Source organism: Bradyrhizobium sp. LTSPM299 (genome assembly GCF_000938235.1).
Lineage (GTDB): Bacteria > Pseudomonadota > Alphaproteobacteria > Rhizobiales > Xanthobacteraceae > Bradyrhizobium.
The window spans coordinates 456794-482575 of record NZ_JYMU01000013.1; the positions used below are offsets into that span (position 1 = coordinate 456794).

The 25782-nt window shown below is 63.8% G+C and carries 25 protein-coding genes; 16 read left to right on the forward strand and 9 right to left on the reverse strand.

The window, feature by feature from the left end:
* Positions 1-97 precede the first annotated feature (97 nt).
* Genes UP10_RS10125 through UP10_RS44040 form a run of 3 tightly spaced genes read left to right on the forward strand, consistent with a single transcriptional unit; the run spans position 98 to position 2319 of the window.
* Entirely contained in the window at positions 98-1387 is a 1290-nt protein-coding gene (locus tag UP10_RS10125; RefSeq protein WP_044587147.1) for a YcaO-like family protein, read from the forward strand.
* Complete coding sequence (locus UP10_RS10130) at positions 1384-2085, forward strand: TfuA-like protein (RefSeq protein ID WP_050043617.1); 702 nt, start codon at positions 1384-1386, stop codon at positions 2083-2085. Before UP10_RS10125 ends, UP10_RS10130 begins: the two co-directional genes overlap by 4 nt.
* Before the next feature lie 24 nt (positions 2086-2109).
* Positions 2110-2319 (forward strand): hypothetical protein, encoded by a 210-nt coding sequence (locus UP10_RS44040; protein ID WP_156179732.1) that lies wholly within the window; start codon positions 2110-2112, stop codon positions 2317-2319.
* A gap of 93 nt (positions 2320-2412) precedes the next feature.
* Here the strand turns inward: UP10_RS44040 and UP10_RS10135 are convergent, their stop codons facing one another.
* On the reverse strand, positions 2413-2859 hold the full coding sequence (locus UP10_RS10135) for a hypothetical protein (RefSeq protein WP_245321705.1): 447 nt from the start codon (positions 2857-2859) through the stop codon (positions 2413-2415).
* 328 nt (positions 2860-3187) lie between these two features.
* On the opposite strand from UP10_RS10135, the gene UP10_RS10140 reads away from it, so the two are divergent.
* Positions 3188-6136 (forward strand): ATP-binding protein, encoded by a 2949-nt coding sequence (locus UP10_RS10140; protein ID WP_245321706.1) that lies wholly within the window; start codon positions 3188-3190, stop codon positions 6134-6136.
* 41 nt (positions 6137-6177) lie between these two features.
* Here UP10_RS10140 and UP10_RS10145 read toward each other — a convergent pair whose 3' ends face one another.
* Complete coding sequence (locus UP10_RS10145) at positions 6178-6393, reverse strand: hypothetical protein (protein ID WP_044536135.1); 216 nt, start codon at positions 6391-6393, stop codon at positions 6178-6180.
* 229 nt (positions 6394-6622) lie between these two features.
* Between UP10_RS10145 and UP10_RS10150 the strand changes: the two genes are divergently transcribed.
* Both UP10_RS10150 and UP10_RS10155 read left to right on the forward strand, forming a co-directional pair.
* The gene (locus UP10_RS10150; protein WP_044587149.1) at positions 6623-7459 is read left to right on the forward strand and encodes a hypothetical protein; all 837 of its coding nucleotides are present in this window, start codon (positions 6623-6625) and stop codon (positions 7457-7459) included.
* 125 nt (positions 7460-7584) lie between these two features.
* Entirely contained in the window at positions 7585-8049 is a 465-nt protein-coding gene (locus tag UP10_RS10155) for a hypothetical protein (protein ID WP_245321707.1), read from the forward strand.
* 11 nt (positions 8050-8060) lie between these two features.
* Here the strand turns inward: UP10_RS10155 and UP10_RS10160 are convergent, their stop codons facing one another.
* The 3 genes from UP10_RS10160 to UP10_RS10170 are packed head-to-tail and all read right to left on the reverse strand — an operon-like array spanning position 8061 to position 11082.
* Positions 8061-8888, reverse strand: a complete 828-nt coding sequence (locus UP10_RS10160) for a carbohydrate ABC transporter permease (protein ID WP_156179733.1) — start codon at positions 8886-8888, stop codon at positions 8061-8063.
* Positions 8885-9733 carry a carbohydrate ABC transporter permease gene (locus tag UP10_RS10165; RefSeq protein WP_050043618.1) on the reverse strand — a complete coding sequence of 283 codons (849 nt, stop codon included), beginning with the start codon at positions 9731-9733 and terminating at the stop codon, positions 8885-8887. The genes UP10_RS10160 and UP10_RS10165 overlap by 4 nt, the downstream gene beginning before the upstream one ends.
* A gap of 8 nt (positions 9734-9741) precedes the next feature.
* Entirely contained in the window at positions 9742-11082 is a 1341-nt protein-coding gene (locus UP10_RS10170) for an ABC transporter substrate-binding protein (RefSeq protein WP_044587151.1), read from the reverse strand.
* 72 nt (positions 11083-11154) lie between these two features.
* Here UP10_RS10170 and UP10_RS10175 point away from each other — a divergent pair, with 72 nt between their 5' ends.
* The 4 genes from UP10_RS10175 (at position 11155) to UP10_RS10190 (ending at position 15077) form a co-directional block, all read left to right on the forward strand.
* Complete coding sequence (locus UP10_RS10175) at positions 11155-12207, forward strand: LacI family DNA-binding transcriptional regulator (protein ID WP_044587152.1); 1053 nt, start codon at positions 11155-11157, stop codon at positions 12205-12207.
* A gap of 27 nt (positions 12208-12234) precedes the next feature.
* Positions 12235-14385 (forward strand): ADP-ribosylglycohydrolase family protein, encoded by a 2151-nt coding sequence (locus tag UP10_RS10180; RefSeq protein WP_044587153.1) that lies wholly within the window; start codon positions 12235-12237, stop codon positions 14383-14385.
* Positions 14386-14450: 65 nt separating this feature from the next.
* On the forward strand, positions 14451-14723 hold the full coding sequence (locus UP10_RS10185; protein ID WP_044587154.1) for a DUF3551 domain-containing protein: 273 nt from the start codon (positions 14451-14453) through the stop codon (positions 14721-14723).
* Between the two features lie 99 nt (positions 14724-14822).
* Complete coding sequence (locus UP10_RS10190; protein ID WP_044587256.1) at positions 14823-15077, forward strand: DUF3551 domain-containing protein; 255 nt, start codon at positions 14823-14825, stop codon at positions 15075-15077.
* A 6-nt stretch (positions 15078-15083) separates the two neighbouring features.
* On the opposite strand, the gene UP10_RS10195 is transcribed toward UP10_RS10190, so the two are convergent.
* A complete protein-coding gene (locus UP10_RS10195; protein ID WP_044587155.1) occupies positions 15084-16523 on the reverse strand; it encodes a short-chain fatty acyl-CoA regulator family protein in 1440 nt (479 codons plus the stop codon).
* Between the two features lie 142 nt (positions 16524-16665).
* On the opposite strand from UP10_RS10195, the gene UP10_RS10200 reads away from it, so the two are divergent.
* From UP10_RS10200 to prpB, 4 genes are read left to right on the forward strand one after another with little or no spacing between them, the layout of a single operon-like run.
* Positions 16666-17100, forward strand: coding sequence for an acyl-CoA thioesterase (locus UP10_RS10200; RefSeq protein ID WP_044587156.1), 435 nt, complete (start codon positions 16666-16668; stop codon positions 17098-17100).
* 16 nt (positions 17101-17116) lie between these two features.
* On the forward strand, positions 17117-18631 hold the full coding sequence (locus tag UP10_RS10205; RefSeq protein WP_044587157.1) for an MmgE/PrpD family protein: 1515 nt from the start codon (positions 17117-17119) through the stop codon (positions 18629-18631).
* Positions 18632-18667: 36 nt separating this feature from the next.
* Positions 18668-19855, forward strand: a complete 1188-nt coding sequence (prpC, locus tag UP10_RS10210; RefSeq protein WP_044587158.1) for a bifunctional 2-methylcitrate synthase/citrate synthase — start codon at positions 18668-18670, stop codon at positions 19853-19855.
* Positions 19856-19863: 8 nt separating this feature from the next.
* Entirely contained in the window at positions 19864-20784 is a 921-nt protein-coding gene (prpB, locus tag UP10_RS10215; protein WP_044587159.1) for a methylisocitrate lyase, read from the forward strand.
* Positions 20785-20855: 71 nt separating this feature from the next.
* Here prpB and UP10_RS10220 read toward each other — a convergent pair whose 3' ends face one another.
* The 3 genes from UP10_RS10220 to UP10_RS10240 form a co-directional block, all read right to left on the reverse strand.
* Positions 20856-21236: a DUF1330 domain-containing protein gene (locus UP10_RS10220; protein ID WP_156179734.1), complete on the reverse strand. Its 381-nt coding sequence runs from the start codon at positions 21234-21236 to the stop codon at positions 20856-20858.
* Positions 21237-21515: 279 nt separating this feature from the next.
* On the reverse strand, positions 21516-22562 hold the full coding sequence (locus UP10_RS44045) for a hypothetical protein (protein WP_156179735.1): 1047 nt from the start codon (positions 22560-22562) through the stop codon (positions 21516-21518).
* Between the two features lie 404 nt (positions 22563-22966).
* Positions 22967-23890 (reverse strand): ketopantoate reductase family protein, encoded by a 924-nt coding sequence (locus tag UP10_RS10240; protein WP_044587163.1) that lies wholly within the window; start codon positions 23888-23890, stop codon positions 22967-22969.
* Between the two features lie 188 nt (positions 23891-24078).
* Between UP10_RS10240 and UP10_RS10245 the strand changes: the two genes are divergently transcribed.
* Together UP10_RS10245 and UP10_RS10250 are read left to right on the forward strand one after the other, a co-directional pair.
* Entirely contained in the window at positions 24079-24894 is an 816-nt protein-coding gene (locus UP10_RS10245; RefSeq protein ID WP_044587164.1) for an ABC transporter ATP-binding protein, read from the forward strand.
* Positions 24894-25679: an ABC transporter permease gene (locus UP10_RS10250; RefSeq protein ID WP_044587165.1), complete on the forward strand. Its 786-nt coding sequence runs from the start codon at positions 24894-24896 to the stop codon at positions 25677-25679. Before UP10_RS10245 ends, UP10_RS10250 begins: the two co-directional genes overlap by 1 nt.
* Positions 25680-25782: the final 103 nt, after the last annotated feature.

Below are 25782 nucleotides of genomic sequence, written 5' to 3' on the forward strand. Positions count from 1 at the left end.
GTCTTGTCCCTCCCAGGGGGCCGGCCGATCACCGGATCGGTTGTGAGATACGCATCTGATCTATTATGCTGTCGGCAGCGTCGACGGAAGGGCGGCAATGAGCGCCGATCAGTGCAGTTACGACTATTGGCTCGGCGCCACGGAACTCAAGTACAGCGCCGCGGGCGTCGAGCGTTCCGTCAAGCCGGCCGCGACGATCCGCCGGGCACGCGCCGTCCTCGACATCATCGGCGTCACCAAGGTCGCCGACGTGACCGATCTCGACCGGATCGGCATTCCGAATTTCACGGCGGTGCGGCCGTACGATGCCGAGTCTGGTATCTCCTATTACAACGGCAAGGGCATTACGCGGGACCAGGCTCACGCGGGCGCGCTGATGGAAGCTGTCGAGCGGCACGCGGCCGAATGGTATGACGGTCCGATCACCGCTGCATCACATGCCAACCTGCGCCATCAAAGTGCTTGCGTGGACCCGTTCGACATTCATGTGCCGATGGTCCGCGGCTATAGCGAGAATTTGCGCCTGGAGTGGGCGCAGGGGTTCGACCTGATCGGGCGCTGTCCCGCCTATGTGCCGGTGAACTGCCTGTTGGCGCCATATCGTCCCTTCCTGGCGGCGCTGCTCTTCTATTCCAGCACCAATGGTCTTGCGTCCGGCAACACCAGGATCGATGCGCTCTGCCACGCACTCTGCGAGGTGATCGAGCGTGACACGACCGCGCTGGCGATGGCGGGATCACTGGTCGGGCCGGCGGTGGCCGCAACCCTGTCCGAGATCGGCTTTGACGGTGGGCATTCGTCAGAACCGGTGGGCGCGCCTCTGATCTCGCTTCGGGGCCTGCCCCGCCAGGCCGCAGCGCTGGTCCGCAAGATGCAGCGTGCCGGTCTCGAGGTCGAGCTTCGGAATCTGACATCCGCGGTCGGGATCCCGACAATCGACTGCATCGTCACCGAACGTGATGGTCCCGCCGGCGTCGCGATCGCCTATGGCGGGGCCGGCACCCATCCCGATGCGCGCATCGCACTGACCCGCGCGCTGACCGAGGCTGCCCAATCGCGGTTGACCGGAATCCATGGCGGCCGGGAGGACATCCCGGATTACGCGCCTGCCGTTGCGCACCCGCTGCCCGAGCCCGGTCACCCAACCATCAGCTTCAGCGATATTCCATCCCGCGAACATGCATCGGTGAATGAAGACGTCGAATTCATCGTTGACCGGATGCGCGACGCCGGGTTCGATCAGGCCGTCACATTCGATCTCACGCGGGCCGAGGTCGGAATTCCAGTGGTGCGGGTCGTCGTGCCGCGCGCCGAATCGTGGACGCTCTTCATCGAGCATGGCGGCCGGGCGAGTCTGGGACCTCGGGCATTGCGGCAGATCATATGACGCGAACCGACGCCGCTGAGCCGATCGTCGATCCGCAGACATCGCCGAGGATGATCGTATTTGCCGGCCCATCGACCGCCGAGATCGACATGCGCAAGCATGCCGTCGCCACCTATGCGCCCCCGGTCCGGCGTGGTGATCTCGCTTCGGTCCAGGGTTACGATATCATCGTGATCGTCGATGGCGAGTTCGGCCAGAGCATGTCGGTGTCGCCCAAGGAGATCCTTGGCCTTATCGAGCAGGGAAAGACCGTCATTGGCGCGTCGAGCATGGGGGCACTGCGTGCATCCGAGCTCGACCGCTGCGGAATGATCGGCGTCGGTTGGGTCTACGATTACTTCCGGCGGAGCGCGGTACGCCGTGACGGCGACGTCGCCCTGGTCTATTCGCCGTTCGACATGAAGCCGATCACGGTGCCGATGGTCGATCTCGAATTCTGGATGGAAGGCGCAACGCGCGCGGGCCTGGTTCCGCGCAGGGACGGAGGGCGTCTGCTCAAGGCGGCGAGGGGCATCTTTTTTGCCGATCGAACTTCGGACCGGCTGATGGACGCGCTGCGTCGCGCCGTCGGTACCGAGTTGCTTGAGGCGCTGCTCGCCTTCTCGGACGGCGCTATTCCAAGCGTGAAATCGCTCGACGCGGTCGAGGCGGTCCGTTTCGGTGCGTCGCTGGTGGCGCGCGCCGGAGATCATGGTTAGCGGGCGAGCGAGAAGGGAAAGCAATTGGAAGCCGACACGCTGCCCACACCAAGCCGGCAGTTGAAAGAGTTGCTGAGCAGGGCGCTGCTGGACGAGGAACTGCGCGCGCGGCTGTTGGCCGATCCAGGGTCAATCGCGCGGGAACTCAATCTCGCTCCCGCCGAGGCTCAGGCCCTCACACGACTTGACTGTGCCGCATTCGAGCGGCGGGCTGCCCGAATGCGGCAGGTCTGAGGCGGCGCCACCGATCAATTAGGACGTCATCGGTCAGGTAGCCGCCAATCAGGACGTCGCCAATCAGGACGTCGCCAATCAGGACGTCGCCAATCAGGACGTCTTGGGCGGACAGCACATCGTGAATCGAAGCAGGGTCGGGCGGTCGCTGCCGTCAGCATATTCCCAATCCAGCTTGACCTCATGCACCTTGCTGCCCGCCGGCAGGTCCTCGACGTCGACAATGATGCAGATCGGGTCGGGTTGCGAGTTGAAGCACTTGCGCAGGCAGGCGTCCAGCAGCGCGCACCGTGTCAAAGGGATGACGTCGGGCTCGTCTTTCGAGAGCGGCGTCGTGTTCGGTGTGTTGTTGAGATCGATACGGGCCTGACCCATCTCCTTCATCCAGAATTGGCCGGCCCCGGCTGGCCAGCCCTTCAGTGGCGCCAATACCGGCTGGTACTGCCCGTACTCCATCGTCGCCATGTGGATCTGGTCCGAGGCCTTGAGTGTGGCCACGCTCGCCCTCATGGCATCGATCGGGTTGTAAAGCTTATTCATGTGATCCTTAAACTGCTGATTGTTGAAGATGGCTCCGCCAAATTTCACGGGCATAATTAGACATCCTTTCAAAAGTAAGCGGTGATGGAACTATGGAGAGGAAGTCTACGCTAGGTTGCGTGATTGGCAAGACCGCGTTGTGATTACAACACGAAGAACGGGTATCCTGACCCGGGCACGACTCTGCGGGGGGCTTGTCCGACCGGTCCGGCTACGTCACAATCGCTCCACACCCTCTGTCAGGAGGGACGCTGGGCATCTGCTTGCCTCTGCCGACGTGACCGCAAAAACAGGTTCGACCGTGGACCCCGATAGCGAACGAAAGTTCGTGACAATTCTCCGCGCGGATGTGGTTCAGTCGACGGGTCTCGTTGCCGAGCTCGAACCTGAACAGGCTGTGTCGCGCCTTGAACCCGCATTGGCTGCGATGCGCGCCGCCGTGCGTCAGTTCGGGGGCATCGTCAGCAAGGAACTGGGTGATGGCCTCTCGGCCGTCTTTGGCGCACCGATCGCCGACGACAACCACGCGCCGCTGGCCTGCCACGCTGCGATCGAGCTTGTCCAACGGGTGGACAGCCTCAGCGATCCGGGTCTGCAGGTGCGGGTCGGGCTTCATTCCGGTCTCGTCGTGACCTATGTGGTCGCCAGCGAGTTCTCCAAAGTCTATGAGATTGGGGGCGCGGCGCAGCATCTGGCCGCCAGGCTGGAGTCGATTGCGGAACCCGGTCAGATCTTTGCATCGGAGGCCTGTCGGAAGCTTTCCGAAGGACACGTTCGCTTTGAATCTTTGGGATCGAAGATCCTCCGCGGCTTCGCGGACCCGGTCCCGGTTTATCGGGTTGTCGGAGCAAACGATCTATCGAGTTGGCGCGTTCGGAAGGCGCGCCGTATTTCACGCTTCGTGGGTCGTTTGCCGGAAACGGAGCTGCTCAGGAACATTGCCGAGGCTGCGAGGACCAATGGCCGAACCGTTTGCCTGAGCGGCGATCCTGGCATCGGGAAATCACGTCTGGTGCACGAGCTCGTGCAGGAGCTCGAGGGGGAAGGCTGGAAGATCGTCGAAGCCGAATGCAGCCCCAACCTGCAAAGTTCGCCGTTCGCAGCGCTCAAGGGCCTGCTGTTGTCCGTCCTCGGCTCGGCGACGGGGAGCTATGAGCAGGGTAATGGAGGGGATCCGCGATCGGGCTTGCCGCAGATCATGCGAACGGCGATCGATGCCGTTCTCGACCTGCCGATATCAGACGCCCACTGGGACCGGTTGGAGCCGCAATTGCGTGGCCGCGCGATCTGCGATGCCACCTGCGCGCTGATCGAGACACTCGCGTGCCGGAAGCCCACGGTGCTGCTGATCGAAGACCTGCACTGGGTCGACCGGGCCAGCGATGCCGCGATGGCCGCCCTCTCTTCGCTGCGTGCCCGAAATCTGCTGATTATCGTCACCAGCCGGACGAATGGCCTCCCCGATTGGATCGACCGAGCCTCCGCCGAGCGCCTCGTTCTGCGGCCCCTCGAGGAGAGGGCGGGGCTGGCCATGCTGGACGCAATTCTCGGAATTTCAGCAACGACACTCGATTTGAAGAGCCGGATCCTTCGCCACACGGCCAATGTCCCGTTGTTCATCGAAGAAGTCTGCCGTGGTCTCAAGGAGGCGGATGTTCTCCAGGGGCAATGGGGCGCGCTGGTCCTTGCGCGATCCATCGACGAACTGGGAATTCCTCCCAACATCCAGGGTGTGATCGCGTCGCGTCTCGATCGGTTATCGCGGGAAGAACATGCGCTCATGCAGGCGGCAGCGGCGCTTGGTCCGCGTTCCACGCTGGGCACGCTGCGCGAGATTGCTGAACTCCCCGATGCGCTGTTGCAGGGCTGTCTGGCCACGCTTGATCGGGCCGAGCTGTTCGTCAGGGCTGGCGATGTTTCAGTGGAGTCCTTCGAGTTTCCCCACGACATGGTGCGCCAGGTCACCTACGACACGATGGTCCAGCGCACGCGCGAACGGATCCACACGCGCATCCTTTCGGTCTTGGAACGCGACGACAGCCTGCGGGATGAGCCCGACAAGCTCTGTTACCATGCGACGCGTGCGAAGGATTGGCCAAAGGCTTTTGCCTATGGTCGAACCGTCGCGCGGAAATGTGTCGGACGCTCCGCGTTCGCCGATGCAGCCACTCATTTCGAGATCGCGATGGATGCGCTCGACCGAACGTCGATTTCCCGAGAGCGTGAGGCCGAGGCCGTTGATCTGCGCATCGAGGCGCGGATGGCCTTCATGGGGTCCGGCAGGGTTTCCGAATGGCTCGATCTTGGGAAGGAAGCTGAACGGCGCTCTGATTCCATCAGTGACATCGGTCGCAAAGTCGCGGCGATGACGGTCCGCTCGGCGGCGCAGAATTTCTACGGTGCGGCGGTCGAGGCCATCGCCACCGGTGAGCAGGTTGTTCATCTGGCGGAAGAATGGGGCAATCTTGGCTGGCTGAATCTCGCTGAATATGGCCTTGGACAGGCGTACCATCTGGGCGGCCGTTATCGCGAAGCCGAACAGGCTCTCGGACGCTCTGCCGCCCGGTTGATGGGACCGGAGCCCAGCGCGCCGATCGGCACCACACCAAAATATCTGCTTCTGGTGTGCTGCATGATGAAGGCGATCTCGCACACGGCGCTTGGAGAATTCGATGTGGCCGGTTCGTTTCAACGGCGGGCGGACGAAATCGCCGACGAAAGCGGCCGTCCGTTCGATCGCGTTGCGGCCGCCTATAGCGGCGGCAGCCTGATCCTGGCACGTGGCGACGGGGCGGCTGCCGCGATCTTGCTCGATGAGGCGTTTGCACTGGCGCAGGAGCACGGCGTGCGGATTTTCGCGCCGGTCATCGGCAGCCAGCGTGGTATGGCCTATCTCGAGCAGGACCGGGTCGATGACGCGTGCGCCATCCTGACAGAAGCACGCGAGACCGCGCGGGCGGTTGGCTATACGTCGACCGTTGTACGTAGCTCGGCCTTCCTGGCGCTTGCTCTCAGCCGGAAGGGTGAGTTGGCCGACGCACTGACAATGGTCCGGGACGCCCGCAACACGGCCCGGCAGCAGGGGTTTCGTGGGCTGGAGGCCGAAGCCCTGTATTACGAAGCCGTGATCACGCCTGCGACCAATGAGGACGAGCGGGCCACGCTCGTTCGTGGCTTGCAGGTCTGCATCGCGCTTGCGACCGAGTGCGATGCCAAACCGCTGCGAGCGAAAGCAGAGGCGCTCTTGGACAAGATGCTTACGTCGATGTGCACCTAACCGAACCGGACTTCCCGGCGTGTGAGGTGCTACACCAGACGTCACACATCGTTCTTGGGCACGTATTTGCCCATGATGCATTTGTAGCTCTGCACTCGCCATTCATGATACGGCCCCTTGGCGAGCCAGTCGGCGATGCCGATTTGTGCATTGACTGCGCAGGCTCCCATGGTGATGCCGGATTGATCACTGGTGGTGACAACCTTCTCCATGCAGAGCTGGGAATTGCAGAGAATTGCGACGAGCGTAACAAGCATGACGGCCCTTGTCGGTGTGAATATCCCGGTCAAATTCGACTCATGCAGGGTTCATGCCAGTATCAGCGCCCGTCGTGTCGCGGTGAGCAATTCCGGGAAAATACGGTTGGCCTGGATGATCGCTGCCGGCGGCGCGTAGCCGCACGCCTGCGGATGCGCTATAGTCCGTGCCCAACTACGACGTGAGATCGGGGCCAGCGAGGAACGTTGCGCTGTCGGGGCTGCATCGATGATGACGTTACCTGAATTGGCGGCAAGCGCCCTGGAAAAGTTTCTCGCTGCGCATGTGCAGCGCACCTTCGGGGCGTCACAGGCGCGTTTTGGCGAATTGCTCCCGGCTGCCGCCCGCATCGCCCTGGAATGCATCGGCAACAGCGATGCGCTTTACCACAATGTCGAACATACGTTGCTGGTTACGCTCGCCGGGCATGACATCATGTGCGGCCGTGCGCTGCGGACCCATATCACCGCTGAGGATTACACGCACACCATCATTGCCTGCCTGACCCACGACATCGGCTATGTACGTGGCCTCCTGAAGGGCGACGGTCCGGATGGCTACGTCATCGATGCCGCCGGCAAGAAGGTGGTGTTGCCGCGCGGCTCGTCGGACGCAGGGCTGATGCTCTATCATGTCGACCGCTCCAAGCTCTACGTGCTTGATAGGCTCGAGGCCGTGGTTCCGCTCGACCGCGAGCGGGTCGCGCGCGACATCGAGGGCACGAGGTTTCCGGCATCGGAAGGCCAGCAATATGACGACGAGGCGGCGATCGTGCGCGCCGCGGATTTCATCGGGCAGCTCGGCGATCCCAACTACATCCGGAAGGCCAACGCGCTCTATCACGAATTCGAGGAGGTCGGCATCAACCGCCAGCTCGGCTATGACTCGCCGGCCGACATCGTCGATCGCTATCCGCAGTTCTACTGGAACATGGTGGCGCCGTACATCCAGGGCGCGATCGGTGACCTCAACATGACGGCGCGGGGACGGCAGTGGATCGCCAACCTTTACGGCAACGTGTTCCGCGCTGAACGGGAGATCGGACTATCGGGTCCGCAGAGCTGAGATTTGCAGAGCTGAGATTACCGGCGTCACCCACTTGCCGCAACGTCAACATCGCCGGACGAAGCTACACCTGCAAGGCGGTGGCCTAGTTCCACAATCTGCGCGGTCGTTCGGAATTCACCGTCGTGCTCGACGATCCCGCCGACAGCAGCCACATCGTGTCGTTCTCCGGCGAGAGTGCCGAGCGGACCCAGGACAATCTGTTCGAGGTTTCGATCGACCGCATGCTGCTCAAGTCGCGGGACCGGCCGAGGGTCGATGGTCTGCCGGTGCCGCAGGTCGAGATGTCGACGGGCTCGTGCCGCCAGATCGGAAGCTTCGTGACGCGGCAGGTCTCCAGCGTTACCTGCGCCGCCACCGACCGGAACGGCAAGACATACGAATTGAGCTTCGAGTCGGACGGCTCGCCCATCTCGCTGCGTCGGTTGCGGCAGGCGTCGCTGTCGAGCGACCGGTTGCTCGCCCGCCAGATCGCGCAGATCGAGTGCCGACTCAAGGCCCGCGCCGCGCAAGTCCTGCCGCCGGACACCACCGCCTTCATCATCCGCTGCCTGGGCGAGGACGACGGCAAGCCGGCGGACGGCCAGTAATAAAGCTGCGACTATGATTTGACCGCGCCTGCGGTCATGCCGTCGATGAAGCGGCGCTGCAGCAACACGAACACCAGCACGACCGGCAGCACGATCATAATGGCCGCGGCCAGCATCTCGCCCCAGTCGGTCGAATACTGGCCGGTCAGATTGTAGAAGCGCACGATCGCCGTGACGTTGCTGTCGTTCTGCAGGAAGGTGACGGCGACTACGAACTCGTTCCACGCATTCAGCCCGACGATGATCGCGACCGTCAGCAGCCCTGGCCGCATCATCGGCAGGATGACGTAGAGGAACACCTGCCAAGGCCGCGCGCCGTCGACCCGCGCGGCCTCTTCGAGCGCGACCGGAATAGCGAGCGCATAGGTCCGCAGCAGGAAGATCGCAAACGGCGAAAACATCGCCGTGTAGATCAGCGCTACCGCAGGGATCGAATTGACCAACCCGAGTTTGGCAAAGATGAAATAGAGTGGATACAGATAGAGCTGCACCGGCACGGTGATCGACGCCATGAAATAGAAGGTCAGGACGCGCCAGCCCTTGCCCTTCTGACGCGCCAAAACATAGGCGCAGGGCGTCGCGGTGAAGCAGACCATCAGGATGGTCAGACCCGCGACTTCGGCGCTGTGCAGCAGGCTCGGGCCGAGCGCGGCGTTGCGCCAGGCCGAGGTGAAGTTCTCCCAGTGCAACTGGGTCGGTGGCGCCAGCGGATTGGTTGATATCTCGACCGTTGTCTTCAGCGCGTTCATCACGGCGAGCACGATCGGCAGCAGCGCGCTGAACGAGGCGACGCCGATCAGCGCGAAGCTGATGGTTCTGGTCCAGCGGTCTTCCTTCATGTCGATTGCGCGTCGTCGCCGCGCTGGAGCCAGAGATAGGCTGCCGTTGCGCACAGGCCGAACAGGCTCATCACGCAGGCGGCCGCCGCCGCCTGCCCGACGTCGCCTTCGAAGAAGGCGTGCCGATAGGCCAGCGTCGCGAGCACCTCGCTGCCATAGGCCGGACCGCCGCGGGTGACGATGAAGATGAACTCGAACACCTGGAACGACCAGATCACGGTCAGGATCAGCATCAGCGTGAGTGTCGGGCGGATGCCGGGCAACAAGACATAGCGGAACAGGGCAAAGAAGCCCGCGCCGTCGAGCCGTGCCGCCTCGATCTGGTCGATGCTGATCTGGCGCATCGCGGCGAGGAACACCACCGCGAGAAAGCCCCACCAGTGCCAGATGTCGACGGCCGCGACCGCATACAGCGAGCGATCCGGATCGGCGAGCGGGTCGGAGATCGAAAACCCGTGCTCATTCAGCCAGGCGACGACGCCGGTGGCGGGGCTGAAGATCATGCCCTGGAAGATGCGGCCGGTGACCGCGACCGCGATGATACGCGGCAGGAAGATGATCGACTGCACCACGATGCGTGCCTCGGGCGCCATCAGGAGCGCAGCCGCCATCAACAGCGCGATGCAGACCGGGACGGTCAGGAAGATCGCGGTCCAGATGAAATTGTTAGTCAACGCCGACCAGAATACGGGATCGTCGAACATGTTGTGGAAGTTGGCGAGCCCGGCCCACACCGGCGTGCCGACACCATCCCACATGAAGAACGCGGCCGTGAAGGTGAGCACGGCGGGGATCAGGATGATGCAGACATTGATCAGCAGCGCCGGAAGCGCGAACAGCCACACTGCTTTGCTCAGGCCGTGCGTGGCGGCAGCGGCGGCACCTTGCCGTCCTTGGCCTCCTGGCTGAACAGCGTCTGCATCCGGCCGAGATAGGCCTCCGTCGTGATCTTGTTGAGCCAGACCTGCTCGATGCCGTCGATCAGATAGCTGTTGGTGGCGCCGGGCCAGAACGTCCAGGTGGTGAAGCCATACTGGCCCTTGCTGAAGGCCTCATGCAGCGTGGCGATGGTCTTTTCGAACAGCGGATAGCCGATGCCCTGCAGCATATCCGGCGGCAAATCCTTGACCGGCAGCGCCCATTTGCCCGGCCAGTCGCGGTTCATGCTCTCGTAGAACTTTCGCGTCAGCATGAAGTCGAACACCGCCGCCGCGCCGTCCGGGTTCTGCGAGGTTTTCGCGATCGACAGCGTCGCCCCGCAGGCCAGATGCACCAGCGATTCCGTGAACGCCGAGCCGAGCGTGGGAACGGAGGTTACGTCCATCACGGTGTCCGGCTTCGACATGCCGTAGGATTTGGTGCCGAACGACCATGTGCCGCCCAGCGCCATCGCGGCCTTGCCCGCCACCACCTGCAGAAAACTCTGCTCGATGGTCAGCGAGAAATAGTTCTTGCCGAAATAGCCCTTGTTGAACCAGGCCTTCGATAATTCGACCGCCTCGACGAAGGGCTGCGACGTCCAGGGCAACTCGCCCGAAAGCGCCTTGCGGACATTGTCGGGGCCGGCGACGTTGTTGAGGAACACCGTCATCAGCCACTCATTGACGCCCTTCCAGTCGGCGTTGCCGGCCCCGAACGGGATAATGCCCTTGGCGAGGGCGGCGTCGGCTACCTGTTCCATCTCGGCGCGATTGGTCGGCAGCTTCCAGCCGTTCTGCTTGAACAGCTCCTTGTTGTAGAACAAATGGATCGACTCGTAGTCGCGCGGCAGCGCATAGAGCTTGCCGCCATAGACGCTGGTGTTGAGCAGCGGCGCCAGGAAGCGCTCCTTCCATTTGTACTTGTCGGCATAGTCGTCAAGCGCCAGCACCTGGCCGGCGTTTGCGATCGCAGTGAGATAGGCGGGGCCAGCGGTCTGAACGATATCGGGACCGTTGCCGGCAACCAGCGCGACCTTGAGCAGATTGTTGACGGCGGCGCCCTTCACTTCGATCTGCAGCAGGTACTTGTCCTGCGAGGCGTTGAATGCCTCGACCAGATCGCTGCGCAGGGTGGCCTGGCCGTCCGAATTCGCCTGTCCGAACCAGAACGTCACGACCTTGCGTCCGTCCTCGGCGCGTGCGCCGCGGGGCAGCTGGCTCGCGAGCGCGACTGCAGGAATCGCGGCAACGATCTGGCGTCGGGTCAATGGCATGGCGTACCTCGCTCCTGCGCACGATGCGCTGATATGTTGCTTTTGCTTTAGTAATACGTATAACTGTGCCTAATGAAGCCGTCAACAACCACAAGAGGGCGCAACTGGCGCGACGCGCGTGCACCCGCCCGCCCGACCCAGAAGGATATTGCGCTGGCGGCCGGCGTCTCGCAGGCCGCGGTGTCGCTGGTGCTGAACAAGGCGGAAACACCGTCGGTTCCGGCGGCGACGCGGGCCCGCATCCTGAAAGTGGCCGGCGAGCTTGGCTATCAGCCGAACCACCCGGCGCGGATGCTGCGCAGCGCGCGGACCATGACATTCGCCTGCGTGATCCCTGACATCACCAACCCGTTCTATCCCGGTCTCGTCCGCGGCCTGCAGACGGTTGCGGCGCCGGCCGGCTATGACGTTCTGATCTACGATACCGACGGCCGCCCGGAAGGCGAGGCGCGCGCCATCGACTGGCTGTTGCAGGGCCGCGCCGACGGCGTGGTCGCCACGTTCTTTCACCTCCGCGTCCCCGAGCTTGCGGTGCTCGCACGCAATGGAATTCCGCTAGTTCGCCTCGAAAGCCAGCACAAGCCGGACGGGCCGCTCGCGATCGACAGCGTCTACATCGATAATGTGGAGGCGGCGGCCGCGATGACGCGCTTCCTGATCGTACGCGGTCACCGGCGCATCGCGATGATCCAGGCCGAGTTCGGTCCGAGCAAGCGGCGGGCGCTCGGCTATAGTTCGGTGATGCGCGAAGCTGGATTGTCGCCGGAATTCGTGACGGATAGCGCGTACTCCGAAGAGTCGGGCGCACGCGCGATGAAGCGGCTGCTGGCCGGAAAGCGCAACCGGCCCACCGCCGTGTTCGGCGCCAGCGACGTGCTGGCGCTGGGCGCGATGGAGGAGGCGCGCAATGCCGGACTGTCGATTCCCGGCGACATCGCGATTGCCGGGTTCGACGATATTCCGGTCGCCAAGCTCTTGGGCCTCACGACGGTGCGCCAGCCCGAACTCGATCTCGGCGCGCTCGCCGCACGGACGCTGATCGAGCGGCTGCAACCGGGCGGCCTGAAGGCGCCCGGCAGGAGCTTTGAGCTGAAATTCGAAATCATGAAACGCTCGTCGGTCTGACCGACGTGCTGAGGGAGAAAACACATCGTGCCGGCCATTCCTCACGACTATGCGGAACGCGTCTATGCAGGCGTTCTGGGCAAGCTGATCGGCGTCTATCTCGGCCGTCCCTTCGAGGGCTGGACCTATGAGCGGATCATGCAGGAGCTCGGACCGATCAATTATTACGTCAATGAGCGCCGCGACGTCGCGCTGCGCTCGCACCATCTGGTCGTGACCGACGATGACGTGTCAGGCACGTTTGCGTTCCCGCGCGCGCTTGAAGACAACGGCTTCCCGAAACATCTCACCTCCGAGCAGATCGGCCACGCCTGGTTGAACTACATTGTTGAGGAGCGCGCGATCCTGTGGTGGGGCGGCATCGGCAATTCCACCGAGCATACCGCCTATCTCAGGCTCAAGGCAGGCATTCCCGCCCCGCAAAGCGGCTCGATTGCCCTCAACGGCAAGACGGTGGCTGAACAGATCGGCGCGCAGATCTTCATCGACGGCTGGGCGATGGTCAGCCCGGGCAATCCGGAGCAGGCAGCCTATCTGGCCGAACAGGCCGGGCGCGTCAGCCACGACGGTGAGTCCGTTCACGCTGCCAAGCTGCTGGCTGCGATGGAGGCGCAGGCCTTTGTCGAGCGCGACGTCCAGAAGCTGCTGGATGTCGGACTTTCATTCGTGCCGAAGGACGCGTTGATCCGCCGCGTCGTCGAAGACGTCCGCGAATGGCATGCCGGCGACAACGGCCGCGACTGGGAGCGGACCCGCGCGCTGATCGCCGGGCGTTACGGCTATGACAAGTTCGCCGGCAATTGCCACGTCGTTCCCAACCATGCGCTGATCATTCTGGCAACGCTCTACGGCGAGACCAGCTTTCAGGACGCGATGCGCATCGCCAACACCGCAGGCTGGGACACCGACTGCAATGCCGGCAATGTCGGTTGCCTGTTCGGCATCAGGACGGGCCTTGCCGGCATCGACGCCGGTCCGGACTTCCGCACGCCGGTCGCCGATCGGATGTACATCTCGACGGCGGATGGCGGCGGCGCGATATCAGATGCCGTGATCGAAGCGCAATCGCTGATCAGGGCAGGGCATGCGCTGGCAGGGCGGCCGGCGCCCGCTGCCGCGAAGAACGGTGCGCGCTTTAATTTCGAATTTCCCGGCAGCCTGCAGGGTTTTCGTGCGCTGGGCGGTTCGCCGGCGCGGCTGCATGAGGCCAGCTTGCGGAACGTTGCCGGACACAGCAAGAGCGGATCGCGCAGCCTCGCGATCGACCTGCGCCGTCTAGCGCCCGGCCGCGTGGCGCGCGTCGCCAGCCCGACCTTCTTCGACAAGGAGGTCTTCACCATGCCGACCTATCAGCTGATCGCCTGTCCGACGCTCTATTCCGGCCAGACCGTCGAATGCCGACTCGAGTCCGATCGCAGCAGCGGCAAGGTTACGGCCCGGCTGTTCGCCAGCGTCTACGATGTGCGCGACGAGCTCAGGCAAATCCATTGCGATCAGCAGGAGCTTGCTGCCGGCAGCGATGCGCTGCTGAGCTGGCGTATCCCGGAAACCGGCGGCTATCCGATCTTTGAAATCGGCGTCGAGATCGCGACGGACGATCCGCTCGGCGTCGACGGCACGATCTATCTCGACACCCTGACCTGGAACGGCGCGCCCGATACGGTCCTGCAGCGGCCCGACGACAATCTGAGCACGATGTGGAAGCAGGCTTGGGTCAACAATGCCAGCCAGTTCCAGACCCGCTGGGAGGGCCTGCGCGTCAGCAACGGCGAAGGCATCGGTTTCGTCGCGCAGGGAACGCGCGACTGGAAGGATTATCGTGTCGCGTCCGAGGTGACGCCGCTGCTTGCCGATGCCTGGGGGCTTGCCGCGCGCATTCAGGGGCGCGAGCGCTATTACGCACTGATGTTCGACCGTGCCGGTCGCGGCCGTGTCAGGCTCGTCAAGCGGCTGCACGACGAGACCATTCTTGCCAGCGATCGCTTCGACTGGGAGCTCGATCGCCGCTATCAACTCGCGTTGCAGCTCCGCGGCAACGAAATCGAGGCCTATGTCGGGGCTCGGAAGATCTTCGCTGTCAGCGATACCGAGGGCCTGCCGCTGACCGGCGGTGCCGTCGGCCTGATTGTCGATACGGGGTCGCTCGCGACGCAGAGTGTGCGCATCTCGCCGTTGTGACGGCTCGCCTGTTGACTAACCCCGGCCGTTGTGGGGAAACGGTCCGAACAACGAGGGAGAACCCGATGCGCCCGAAACTCTACGCGCTTGCCGCTCTTGGCGTGTGTTTCGCCGGGCCCGCCGCGGCGCAGGCCTATGATCCGAACTATCCTGTGTGCATGCAGGTTTATGGCGGCACGCTGACGCCGGAATACATCGATTGCAGTTTTACGTCGCTTCCGCAGTGCCAGGCTTCTGCCTCCGGGCGACCGGCGACCTGCACGGTCAATCCGTTCTATGCAGGTCCGAAACCGGCGCCGCGGAGCCGGGTGCACCCGCGTCGCCATCACGCCGACTGATCTCTCGGAATCGGGCGCGTCGCATGGCAGCGTTCGCGTCGCTGCGGTTGACTAACTCTGCCCGTTGTGACGAAACCGTCCGATACCAAGGAGAATCCGATGCGTTTGAGACTCTACGCGATCGCCGCTTTTGCGGTCGCCTTCGCGGGGCCTGCGGCCGCACAGACCTACGATCCGAACTATCCGGTGTGCATGCAATATTACGGCGGCGCGTTCGGCGGGAACTATATCGATTGCAGCTTCACCTCGCTACCGCAGTGCCAGGCGACGGCGTCGGGCCGTCCGGCGGAGTGCTACGTCAACCCCTATTACGCAGGGCAGCCGCCGAAACGCCGGGCGCGTCATCACCGCTGACGCAGCTCAATTTTGTCGACGCGCCGTATCAGGCGCGGCGGCGTAGGGCGCGAAGCGTGACACCGTTTCGTCGACATTGAGCGGGCGTCCGATCGGCGGGAAGGCGCGTTGCGGGCACTCCCGCCGCTGACAGACCTTGCAGCTCACCCCGATCGGCGTCGCGTTTTCGGGGCTCGCAAGGTCGAGGCCGCGTGAATAGACGATCTGATCGGCGTGCCTGAGATCGCAGCCCAGTGCCACCGCGAATGTCTTGCCTGAGGAGCCGTAACCGCCCGGACTGTGCGTGACGGTTCGTGCGATCCACAGATACGTGCGGTCGTCGGGCATGCGGGCAATCTGGGTCAGGATCTTGCCCGGGCTCGCAAAGGCCTCGTAGACATTCCAGAGCGGGCAGGTGCCGCCGACGCGCGAGAAGTGGAAATCGGTTGCCGACTGGCGCTTGGAGATGTTCCCGGCGCGATCGACCCGAATGAAGAAGAACGGAATGCCGCGCGCCGCCGGCCGCTGCAGCGTGCTGAGTCGGTGGCAGGCGGTCTCGAATCCGACACCATATTCCTCACCCAGCAGTTCGATGTCGTAGCGAAGCCGTTCGGCAGAGGCCAGGAACTTTCGATATGGCATGACCAGGGCGCCGGCGAAATAATTGGCGAGGCCAATTCGAGCGAGCCCTTCCGCCTCCCGACTGCTGAACCGCGATGCCTTCACCAGCTCGGTCACGTCGTGATCGAAGGCCAGCATCGCCACCTGGGTGGCAAGCTGGAAGGCGAATTGTCCCGGCCGCAGCCGCTGCGAGACGTGCAGGATGTTGGTGCTGCGGTCGAACCGGCGCTGCGTGCCGATGGCGCCGGGATCGATGACGACGGACACCTTGTGCTCGCGTGCGAGACGGGCGGTCAGGCTGTCGGCCATCGCGCCCGGCACGAGCGCGAGGTCCGACGCCAGCGCTTCCGCCGCCTCGTCCAGCCGGGGGATGTAGTTGTTGTTCGCGTAGAAGAAGTCGCGGACCTCCTCATAGGGCGTCGACGGCAGCAGGATCGTTTCGGCCTGGCGGTCTTCGCCCAGTTGCGCGGCCAACGTCGCAGCCTGTTCGGCCGCCTGGCGCTGGCGGCGATGCAGGCCGATCAAGGCGCGTCCCACCGCCGGCATGTTGACCGCGAGTTCGCGCAACTCGGCTGTGGAGATCGTCTCACCCAGGGCGGGATCGGCGAGGACGTCACGCAAATCGGCAATCAGCCGGGCTTCGTCGTCTTCGGAGAACGATTGCACGTCGAGGCCGAAGGCGCTGTTCAGCGCAAGCAACACCGGCAGCGTCAGCGGCCGCTGGTTGTTCTCGAGCTGGTTGAGGTAGCTGAGCGAGATGTTGAGCTTGGCCGCGAGCGCGGCCTGGGTCAGGCGCCGCTCCTCCCTCAGCCGCCTCAGGCGGACACCCATGAATGTCTTCTTCATCGGCTTGTCCTCGACTTTGCAAACTTTGCAAAAGGTGTGGGGTTGCTACGCAAAAATCCACCATATCAGCTATTTTCAACCGGATGGCTTAGCGGATATTGCGAAGTTATGGCCGAATGACAAGAGGCCGGAGCTAAACAGAATGAATTTATCCGCTGTGCGCGACGAGCCGGGCCCGGCCGGCGAGACACGCTTCCTGGATGTCGTCTTTCCGGATCGTGCCAACCATTACGGGACGCTGTTCGGCGGCAACGCGCTGAGCCTGATGGGCCGGGCTGCCTTCATCGCCGCCGTGCGCCGGGCTCGCCGCAATGTGGTGATGGCAGCGTCCAACAAGATCGAGTTTGCCGAACCGGTCGCGGTCGGCGAACTTGTCGAGGTGATTGCACGGGTGGAGCGCGAGGGCCGCAGTTCGATGACGGTCGCCGTCGAGTTGATCCGGGAAAATCCAATCAGCGGGCGACGGCGATCGGTCGTTCGCGGTAGTTTCGAGATGGTGGCGGTCGACGATGCCGGCCGTCCGACTGCGATGGGTGAGGCGGCCGATACGTCGTCGCCGGCCTTTCAATTGACTTGAGCACAAGGAAGCTTTCGTGAAGCAGCATAGCGTTCGCACCTACAAATCCGCCGAGAAGCTCGCACGGGTCGACCAACTGGCCTGGAAGATCGCGGAAGTGGCCGCCGACCCGGTCGCCGTCGCGCCCGATGTGGTCGAGATGATCGGCAACCGCATCATCGACAATGCGGCCGTCGCCGCGGCCTCGGTCGCCCGCCGGCCGGTGCGAAGCGCGCGCGCCCAGGCGCAGGCCCATCCGTTCCAGCCCGGCGCAACCGTGTTCGGCCTGTCGCCGTCGATGCGCATCTCGCCGGAATGGGCAGCCTGGGCCAATGGCGTCGCGGTCCGCGAACTGGATTTCCACGACACCTTTCTCGCCGCCGACTATTCGCATCCCGGCGACAATATCCCGCCGATCCTCGCGGTCGCGCAGCATTGCGGCCTTGACGGCGCGGCGCTGATCCGGGGGCTGGCGACCGGCTACGAGATCCAGGTCGATCTCGTGAAGGGCATCTGCCTGCACGAGCACAAGATCGACCACATCGCGCATCTCGGGCCATCGGCAGCGGCCGGCATCGGCACGCTGCTCAGCCTGCCGACCGAGACGATCTACCAGGCGGTGCAGCAGGCGCTCCACGTCACCACGACGACGCGGCAATCGCGCAAGGGTGAAATCTCGAGCTGGAAGGCCTATGCACCCGCCTTCGCTGGGAAGATGGCGATCGAGGCCGTCGACCGCGTGATGCGCGGCGAGGGCGCGCCGTCACCGGCATGGGAAGGCGAGGACGGCTTCATCGCCTGGCTGCTGTCCGGGCCGAAGGCCGAGTACACTGTGCCGCTGCCGGAAAAGGGCGAGGCCAAGCTCGCCATTCTCGACACCTATACCAAGGAGCATTCCGCCGAGTATCAGAGCCAGGCGCTGATCGATCTCGCGCGCAGGCTCGGGCCCAAGATCGGCGATCTCACAAAGATCGAGAGCATCGTGATCCACACCAGCCATCACACCCATTATGTGATCGGCACCGGCGCCAACGATCCGCAGAAGATGGACCCGACGGCGAGTCGCGAAACGCTCGACCACTCCATCATGTACATCTTCGCCGTCGCGCTCGAGGACGGCGGCTGGCATCATCAGACGTCCTACGCGCCGGAGCGCGCCGGACGCCCTGAAACCGTCGCGCTCTGGCACAAGATCTCGACGGTCGAGGACGCTGAATGGACCCGGCGCTATCACAGCAGCGATCCGCGCCAGAAGGCCTTCGGCGGCCGTGTCGTCGTCACGTTCAAGGGCGGCTCGGTCATATCAGACGAGATCGCGGTGGCGGATGCGCATCCCCTCGGCGCGCGGCCATTCGCGCGGCCGCAATACGTCGCCAAGTTCCGCACCCTCGCCGAAGGCGTCATCGCAGCGGCCGAGCAGGATCGCTTCCTGGCCGCCGTCGAACGCCTGCCGTCGCTTAGGGCAGGCGAACTGAACGGGTTGACCTTCAGCGTTGCGCCTGACCGGCTCGGCGGCGTGCAACCGTCCGGCATCTTCGATTGGAAAAAGTAGCAGCCGCACCGCAGTGGCCGAGCAAAGGAGAATATCATGGCTGACGACACCAAAACGGCCGCGAAACCGGCGCCGAAGAAATCCGTCGCGCTGTCCGGCATTGTCGCCGGCAACACCGCGCTCTGTACGGTCGGGCGAACCGGCAACGATCTGCACTATCGCGGCTACGACATTCTCGATGTCGCCGAGAGTTGCGAATTCGAGGAGATCGCGCATCTCCTCGTGCACGGCACGCTGCCGACTCCGGCGGAGCTTGCCGCCTACAAGGCGAAGCTGAAAGGGCTCCGCGGCCTGCCGGGCGCGGTCCGTGCCTCGCTCGAGGCGCTGCCAGCCGCAGCCCATCCGATGGACGTGATGCGCAGCGGCGTCTCGACGCTCGGCTGCGTGCTGCCGGAGGCTCACGACCACAACCATCCGGGCGCACGCGACATTGCCGACAAGTTGATGGCGTCGCTGGGATCGATGCTGCTCTACTGGTACCACTTCGCCCATCACGGCCGCCGCATCGAGGTGGAAACCGATGACGACTCCATCGGCAGCCATTTCCTGCATTTGCTGCACGGCAAGGCGCCGTCGGCCTCGCACGAGCGGGCGATGCACACCTCGCTGATTCTGTACGCCGAGCACGAGTTCAACGCCTCGACCTTCGCCGCGCGGTCCATTGCCGGCACCGGCTCGGACATCTATTCCGCGATCGCGGGCGGGATTGGCGCACTGCGGGGTCCCAAGCATGGCGGTGCCAACGAGGTCGCCTTCGAGATCCAGAAGCGCTATGCCGATCCGGATGAGGCGGAAGCCGATATCCGCCGGCGCCTCGAAGCCAAGGAGGTCGTGATCGGCTTCGGCCATCCCGTCTACACGATCTCGGATCCACGCAACAAGGTAATCAAGGAAGTCGCGCGCAAGCTGTCGCGCGAGAACAGTTCGATGAAGATGTTCGAGATCGCCGACCGTATCGAGAGGGTGATGGGAGAGGCGAGGAAGATGTTTGCGAACCTCGACTGGTTCAGTGCGGTGTCCTATCATGCCATGGGGGTGCCGACCGCGATGTTCACGCCGCTGTTCGTGATCTCCAGGACGTCGGGCTGGGCCGCTCACATCATCGAGCAGCGGGTCGACAACAAGATCATCCGCCCCTCGGCGAACTATGTCGGGCCGGAGAACCTGACTTTCATCCCGCTCGGCGAGCGCGGCAAGCTGCCGTCGCCGGTGCGGGCCGCTTAGGAGCCGTCATGCCGTATCTCGTCGCCGCCGATCTTCCCTCCGAGAGCGCAGGCCGCAGGTTTCGCGCCCTGCTGCGTCAACCCGGCATCCTGCAACTGCCGGGCGCGCACAACGGCATGGCGGCGCTGCAGGCCAAGGCGGCGGGCTTCAAGGGGTTGTATCTGTCGGGTGCGGCCATGACGGCATCGATGGGCCTGCCCGATCTCGGGGTGATCACCGTCGATGAAGTCGCATTTTTCGTGCGTCAGATTGCGCGTGCATCCGGTTTGCCGCTGCTGGTCGACGGCGACACCGGTTACGGCGAGGCGCTGAACGTGATGCACATGGTCCGCGTCTTCGAGGAAGCCGGCGCCGGCGCGGTGCATCTGGAGGATCAGCTTCTCCCCAAGAAGTGCGGCCATCTGAACGACAAGAAGCTCGCTGATGCCGGTGACATGGCCGCCAAGGTCCACGCCGCAGCGAAGGCGCGGCGCGATCTCGTCGTGATCGCGCGCACCGACGCCGCCGCAACCGAGGGCCTCGACGGCGCGGTGGCGCGGGCCAGGCTCTACATGGAAGCCGGTGCCGACGCGATCTTTCCCGAAGCGCTCAACACGACCGAGATGTTCCGCGCCTTCGCCGAGCGGATGCCCGGCACGCCGTTGCTCGCCAACATGACCGAGTTCGGCAAGACGCCGTTCTTCACGGCCGCCGAGTTCGCGGCGATGGGCTATGCGATGGTGATCTGGCCGGTCTCGTCGCTGCGGGTCGCCAACAAGGCGCAGGAGTTGCTTTACGCGGCGATCGCCCGCGACGGCGGCACCCACAAGATGATCGACAGGATGCAGACCCGCGCCGAGCTCTATGCAACCATCGGGCTGCACGACTACGAAGCGCTGGATGCCTCGATCGTCGCGACGGTGATCCCCGAAGGCATGCCGCAACGTTGACGCGGTTCGCCTTGAAACCAAAGAGGCCGCCAACACCGGCGGCCTCGCAACGGGTGTCGATCGTTCCGAAGCTAGTTCGCCAGGCCTTCGGTGACGTAGGACCTGGTTTTGATCGCCTTGCTTCGCTCGGCGCTCAGTGCGGCCCAGGCCGGCGAGTTGCGCGAAGCCTGGGCCTTTTCGAGGCTGTCATAGACCACAATGGTCACACGCTTCGGTGCGTCGGCTTCGAGCGCGACGGTTTTTCCGCCGCGCGCCAGATATGCTCCGCCGGTCGACTTGATCACCTCGACGACTTTCGGGATGTATGCATTTTGCGCTTCCTGATTGATTACCTCGATCTCCGTAACGACATAGGCTTTTGGTGACGACTGCGCGTGCAGTCCCTGGATAGCGACGGCGCCAACCGCGATGCCGGCAAGCATGGAGAAGGCAACGGTGTATTGTGTTTTCACGATGAGTCTCCCTATGAACTTTGCTTTATGTGAATGTGCGCCCCAGATGAGCGCACGCGTTCGCTGGAAATTTGGAGTCGGAACAATGGTCGCCGATGGAATAGGCTGCCAACTATCGGAAGCGGAGAATTCGGCGTGTTCCCGCTTTATCTGCAGCTCTCGGCAAGCAAAAATCTTGACCGCGTGAGGAAGCTACACCGTTCTCGGATGAATGCCCACGTCTGTTTGGCGTCATAATGCGAAATTCAGGGTGACCCGGCATAGCCCGGCTCGACCTGCTCAGGGCTTGTTGTCCCCGACCAGCTTGATGGCGTCGAGCATCGCCTGACCATATTGATCGGCGAAAATCCGGATCGCTGCCCGTACGCTTTCGATCGAAAATCCGTGTCGCCAGCGCGACGGATCTTCAACGATCTGTTTTTTCCAGAACAGGAATTTCTGATCGATCAGCGCCTGGCTGTTATCGGCCGACATGTCGATGACGAGAACCAGCTTGTCCGGCTCCCCCCTGGTATTGGAAGGTGACCAGCCAACCAGATAGGGCCCTTCGCCATCGAAGTTGGCGTGTTGATGCTGCGCATCGCTGATGGCGGCCTCCGAGGCGTTGAGATCATAGTGAGCGACGGCGAACTCGCAGTCGTCGTTCCTGGCTTGCTTGGCGTCCGGATTATCGAGCGGCCAGATCGTTACCATCTGATCTTTCAGCGGGGCACTGGCGGTCTCCTGACGGGGAAAGAACGCGACGAAGGAATTGCAGACCATCGTCAGTTTGGCTTGATTGGCTGAGGTGGCTTTGGAATGGAAAACGACGAGGCCGTAGGCGCCGGCACCAGCAGGAGGAATCTCCCTTGCGCGCAGATACGCGCGGACCGGCTCGAGGGGTGTCGTTGCGGAGTCGCTTTCACTGGTGGTGGTCGCAGCACTGCTGGGGCGAATGGCGGCTCTGCGCGGGGGGGGCGCGCCGCCTCCGGCGGGGCTTTCGATGGCAGGTCCGGTGTCGTGGCCGGCCCTCTCGACAGCAGGCCCAGGGTTGTGGGGGGCGCTTTCGACAGCAGGTCCGGTGTTGTGGGGGGCACTCTCGACAGCAGGCCCAGTGTTGTGGGGGCTGCTCTCGATAGGAGGCACGGCCTCGTGGCCGGCTCTCTCGATCGTATGCCCGACCTCATGGCCGGCATCCTGGTGGGCTTTCGCAGCCCTGGCCGCCTCTTCCAGCGCCTTGATTTCCAGCGCTCTGCATGCGGCGGGATCAAGTCGACATTCGGCGTGAGCGCTGCAAGAAAAAATAAGCGCAATCGGTAACAGGAATAAAAATCTAGCTCGTGTCATCGTGGCCACCTGCTGCGGGGGCTTTGAGAAACAACTTGCCCACAAATGCTATCACGACGCTGGCAATGAAACAGAAGACGGTACTTGCGACCACGATAAACACGGTTCCGGCGCTGGTGTCGGGCCGAACCCACCAAACCATCGCAATCCCGAGGAAAAGTCCTATGGCGCTAGCGAATGCGTAGTTGTTCAACGTTGGGCCCATTGGCTGCCGCGTGGTCAGGCCGCGCAATTTATGAGTGAGTTTGCCTCAGATTGCATCCGGATTGCAACACGCAACTTTGTGTAGCGATTGTGGCCGGCGAGGCGTCGGCGATCGCTCCCGGTCGCGCAGTTCCAGCGCGTCCCGGCACAGATCGGCTCCAGCCTCAAAACGGAGGCCTGGTGTCGCTTGCGTACGCGCTCTACGCCGGGGCGCCCATCACATAGGGCTTCAGCACCGCGTAGAGCATGCTGTGCGTCGGCGTCGCGACGCCGAGCTTGCGGCCGAGCTCGACCACCTTGCCGCTGAGCCACGGCAGTTCGAGCCGGTTGCCGCGCTCGAGATCGAGCGCCATCGAGGCCTTCATGGCAGGCGGCGCGTGTCCGATGAAATCCAGCACTTTTGCCAGTGCATCCGGCGGCAGCTTGATGCCGCTGGCGTGGGCGACGGCGATGGTTTCCTCGCAGGCCGAGATAAAGAACGGGCGCAGGTCAGGATCGTCGCGCAGTCTGCCCATCGGTTGCCGGGTCACGGCGGTCATGCCGGCGTTGGTGGCGAGCCCGACGAACTTCATCCAGAGATCGGTGATGATCGCCTCGCTCAGCGTCGCATCGAAGCCGGCCTTCAGGCAGAGTTCGAGCAGCGCCTTGCCGCGCGGCGTGATGCGGCCGTCGAGCTCGCCGAAGATCATGCGCATGAAGGTGCCGACCTGGTTGATCACGCCGGGCTTGACGATCGACGCGCTGATCTGTGCGACGCCGCCCATCACCGCGTTTGGTCCGAGGATCGGGATCAGCCGTTCGGGCGCGTCGATCCCGTTCTGCAGCGGGATCACGGCGGTGTCGGGCCCGACCATCGGCTTGATGTGCGCCCCGGCGCTCTCGACGTCCCACAGCTTGACGCAGAACAGCACGACATCGACCGGGCCGACGCTTGCCGGATCGTCGGTCGCCTGGGTCGGCACCAGATGCGTGTCGCCGCGGCCGCCCTGAATCCTGAGCCCTTCGTTCCGCATCGCCGCCAGATGGGCGCCACGCGCGATGAACGTGACGTCGGCTCCGGCATACGCCAGCGCGGCACCAAAACCACCCCCTACGCCTCCGGCGCCAACGACTGCAATCCGCATGATCTGTCTCCTGGCTCCGGCTCGGGGGCCGGGCGCTTTGTCGCATTGATGGCGGCAGCCTTAACGATGTCGGGCCAATTCTCAACCCGCTATCCCGCAGAGGGCGCCTGCGCCAACTTCCTGCGTTGAACTTGCCCGCCCGACTCGCTAAGCCATCCCCGAAAGCTCGGGAGGCAAACGCGGTGGAGATGACAGGGCCGACGGCGGTCGCGCTTGACAACGCGACGGTGGCGTTTCGGTTGGCGGATGGGCGCGTCTATACCGCGGTCGAGCAGGCAAATCTGGTCGTCGCGCATGGCGAGTTCGTCGCCATTGTCGGGCCGACCGGTTGCGGAAAATCGACGCTGCTGAACGTCGCGGCCGGGCTCTTGAAGCCGGCGGCGGGGACGGCGCGGATCTTCGACAAGCAGCTCACGGGCCTGAATCGCGATGCCGGCTATTTGTTTCAGGCCGACGCCCTGTTCCCGTGGAAGACCGCGATCGACAATGTCGCAATCGGGCTCGAGATCAGGGGTACGCCGCGTGCCGAGGCGCTGGCGAGTGCGCAGAAATGGCTCGCTTCGGTCGGGCTCGGCGCCTTCGCCAACCGCTATCCGCACATGCTGTCGGGCGGCCAGCGCAAGCGCGTCGCCCTCGCGCAAGTGTTGATCCGCGATCCGAAAATCCTGCTGATGGACGAGCCGTTCGGTCCGCTCGACGCGCAGACCCGGCAGATCATGGGCAATCTGCTGCTGGAATTGTGGACCGCCGACCGCAAGGCGGTGCTGTTCGTCACCCATGACCTCGAGGAGGCGATCGCGCTCGCCGACCGCGTCGTGATCATGTCGGCCGGCCCCGGCGCCCGCATCATCGGCGATTGGCGCATCGCGCTGCCGCGGCCGCGCGATATTTCCGAGATCCGCATGGAGAAGGACTTCCACGCCCTGCATCGGGAGATCTGGAGCGTGCTGAAGGATGAAGTGATGAAAGGTTACGTCCAGTCCTCGCAGGCGGGAGCGGCCTGATGTCACGCGTGACGCTGTTGTCGCTGCAAATCCTGGTCGCCGTGATAGCGCTCGCGCTGTGGCAATTCCTCACGTCGGTGCCGGTGTTCGGCAAGATACTGCTGCCGCCGTTCTTCTTCTCCAATCCGGTCGACGTGTTCAGCCAGATCGTCAACTGGTTCTACACCGGCGTGATCTGGAAGCATCTCGCGATCACGCTGTGGGAATCGATCCTTGCCTTCGTGATCGGCTCGGCTGCCGGCATTCTGGTCGGCTTCTGGTTCGCGCGGCAGCCGCGCGTCGCCGCGGTGTTCGATCCCTATGTGAAGATGGCCAACGCGCTGCCGCGGGTGGTGCTGGCGCCGATCTTCGCGCTGTGGTTCGGGCTCGGCGTCTGGTCCAAGGTCGCGCTCGGCGTCACGCTGGTATTCTTCATCGTGTTCTTCAACGTCTACCAGGGCGTCAAGGAAGTCCCGACCACGGTGCTCGACAACGGCCGCATGCTCGGCATGAGCGAGCGGCAGTTGATGCGCCACGTCTACTGGCCGTCGGCATTGTCATGGATGTTCTCCTCGCTGCACACCTCGGTCGGCTTCGCGGTGGTCGGCGCCGTCGTCGGCGAATATCTCGGCGCCGCCGCCGGCCTCGGCTATCTGATCCAGCAGGCCGAAGGAACGTTCGACGTCGGCGGCGTGTTCGCCGGCATGTTCGTGCTGTCGGCGTTCGTCATCCTGATCGACATGGCCGTAACTGTGGTGGAGAAGCGGCTGCTTGTCTGGCGGCCGACGGTGGCGCCGCGCGATTAGGACGGGCCCGCCGCGAGTTGATCTCCACGTGCGGCGACATAGATGAAGCTGTGCCCGACTCGACCACCACAGCGGTTCCTATCATCGCACCATTCAACCCGAA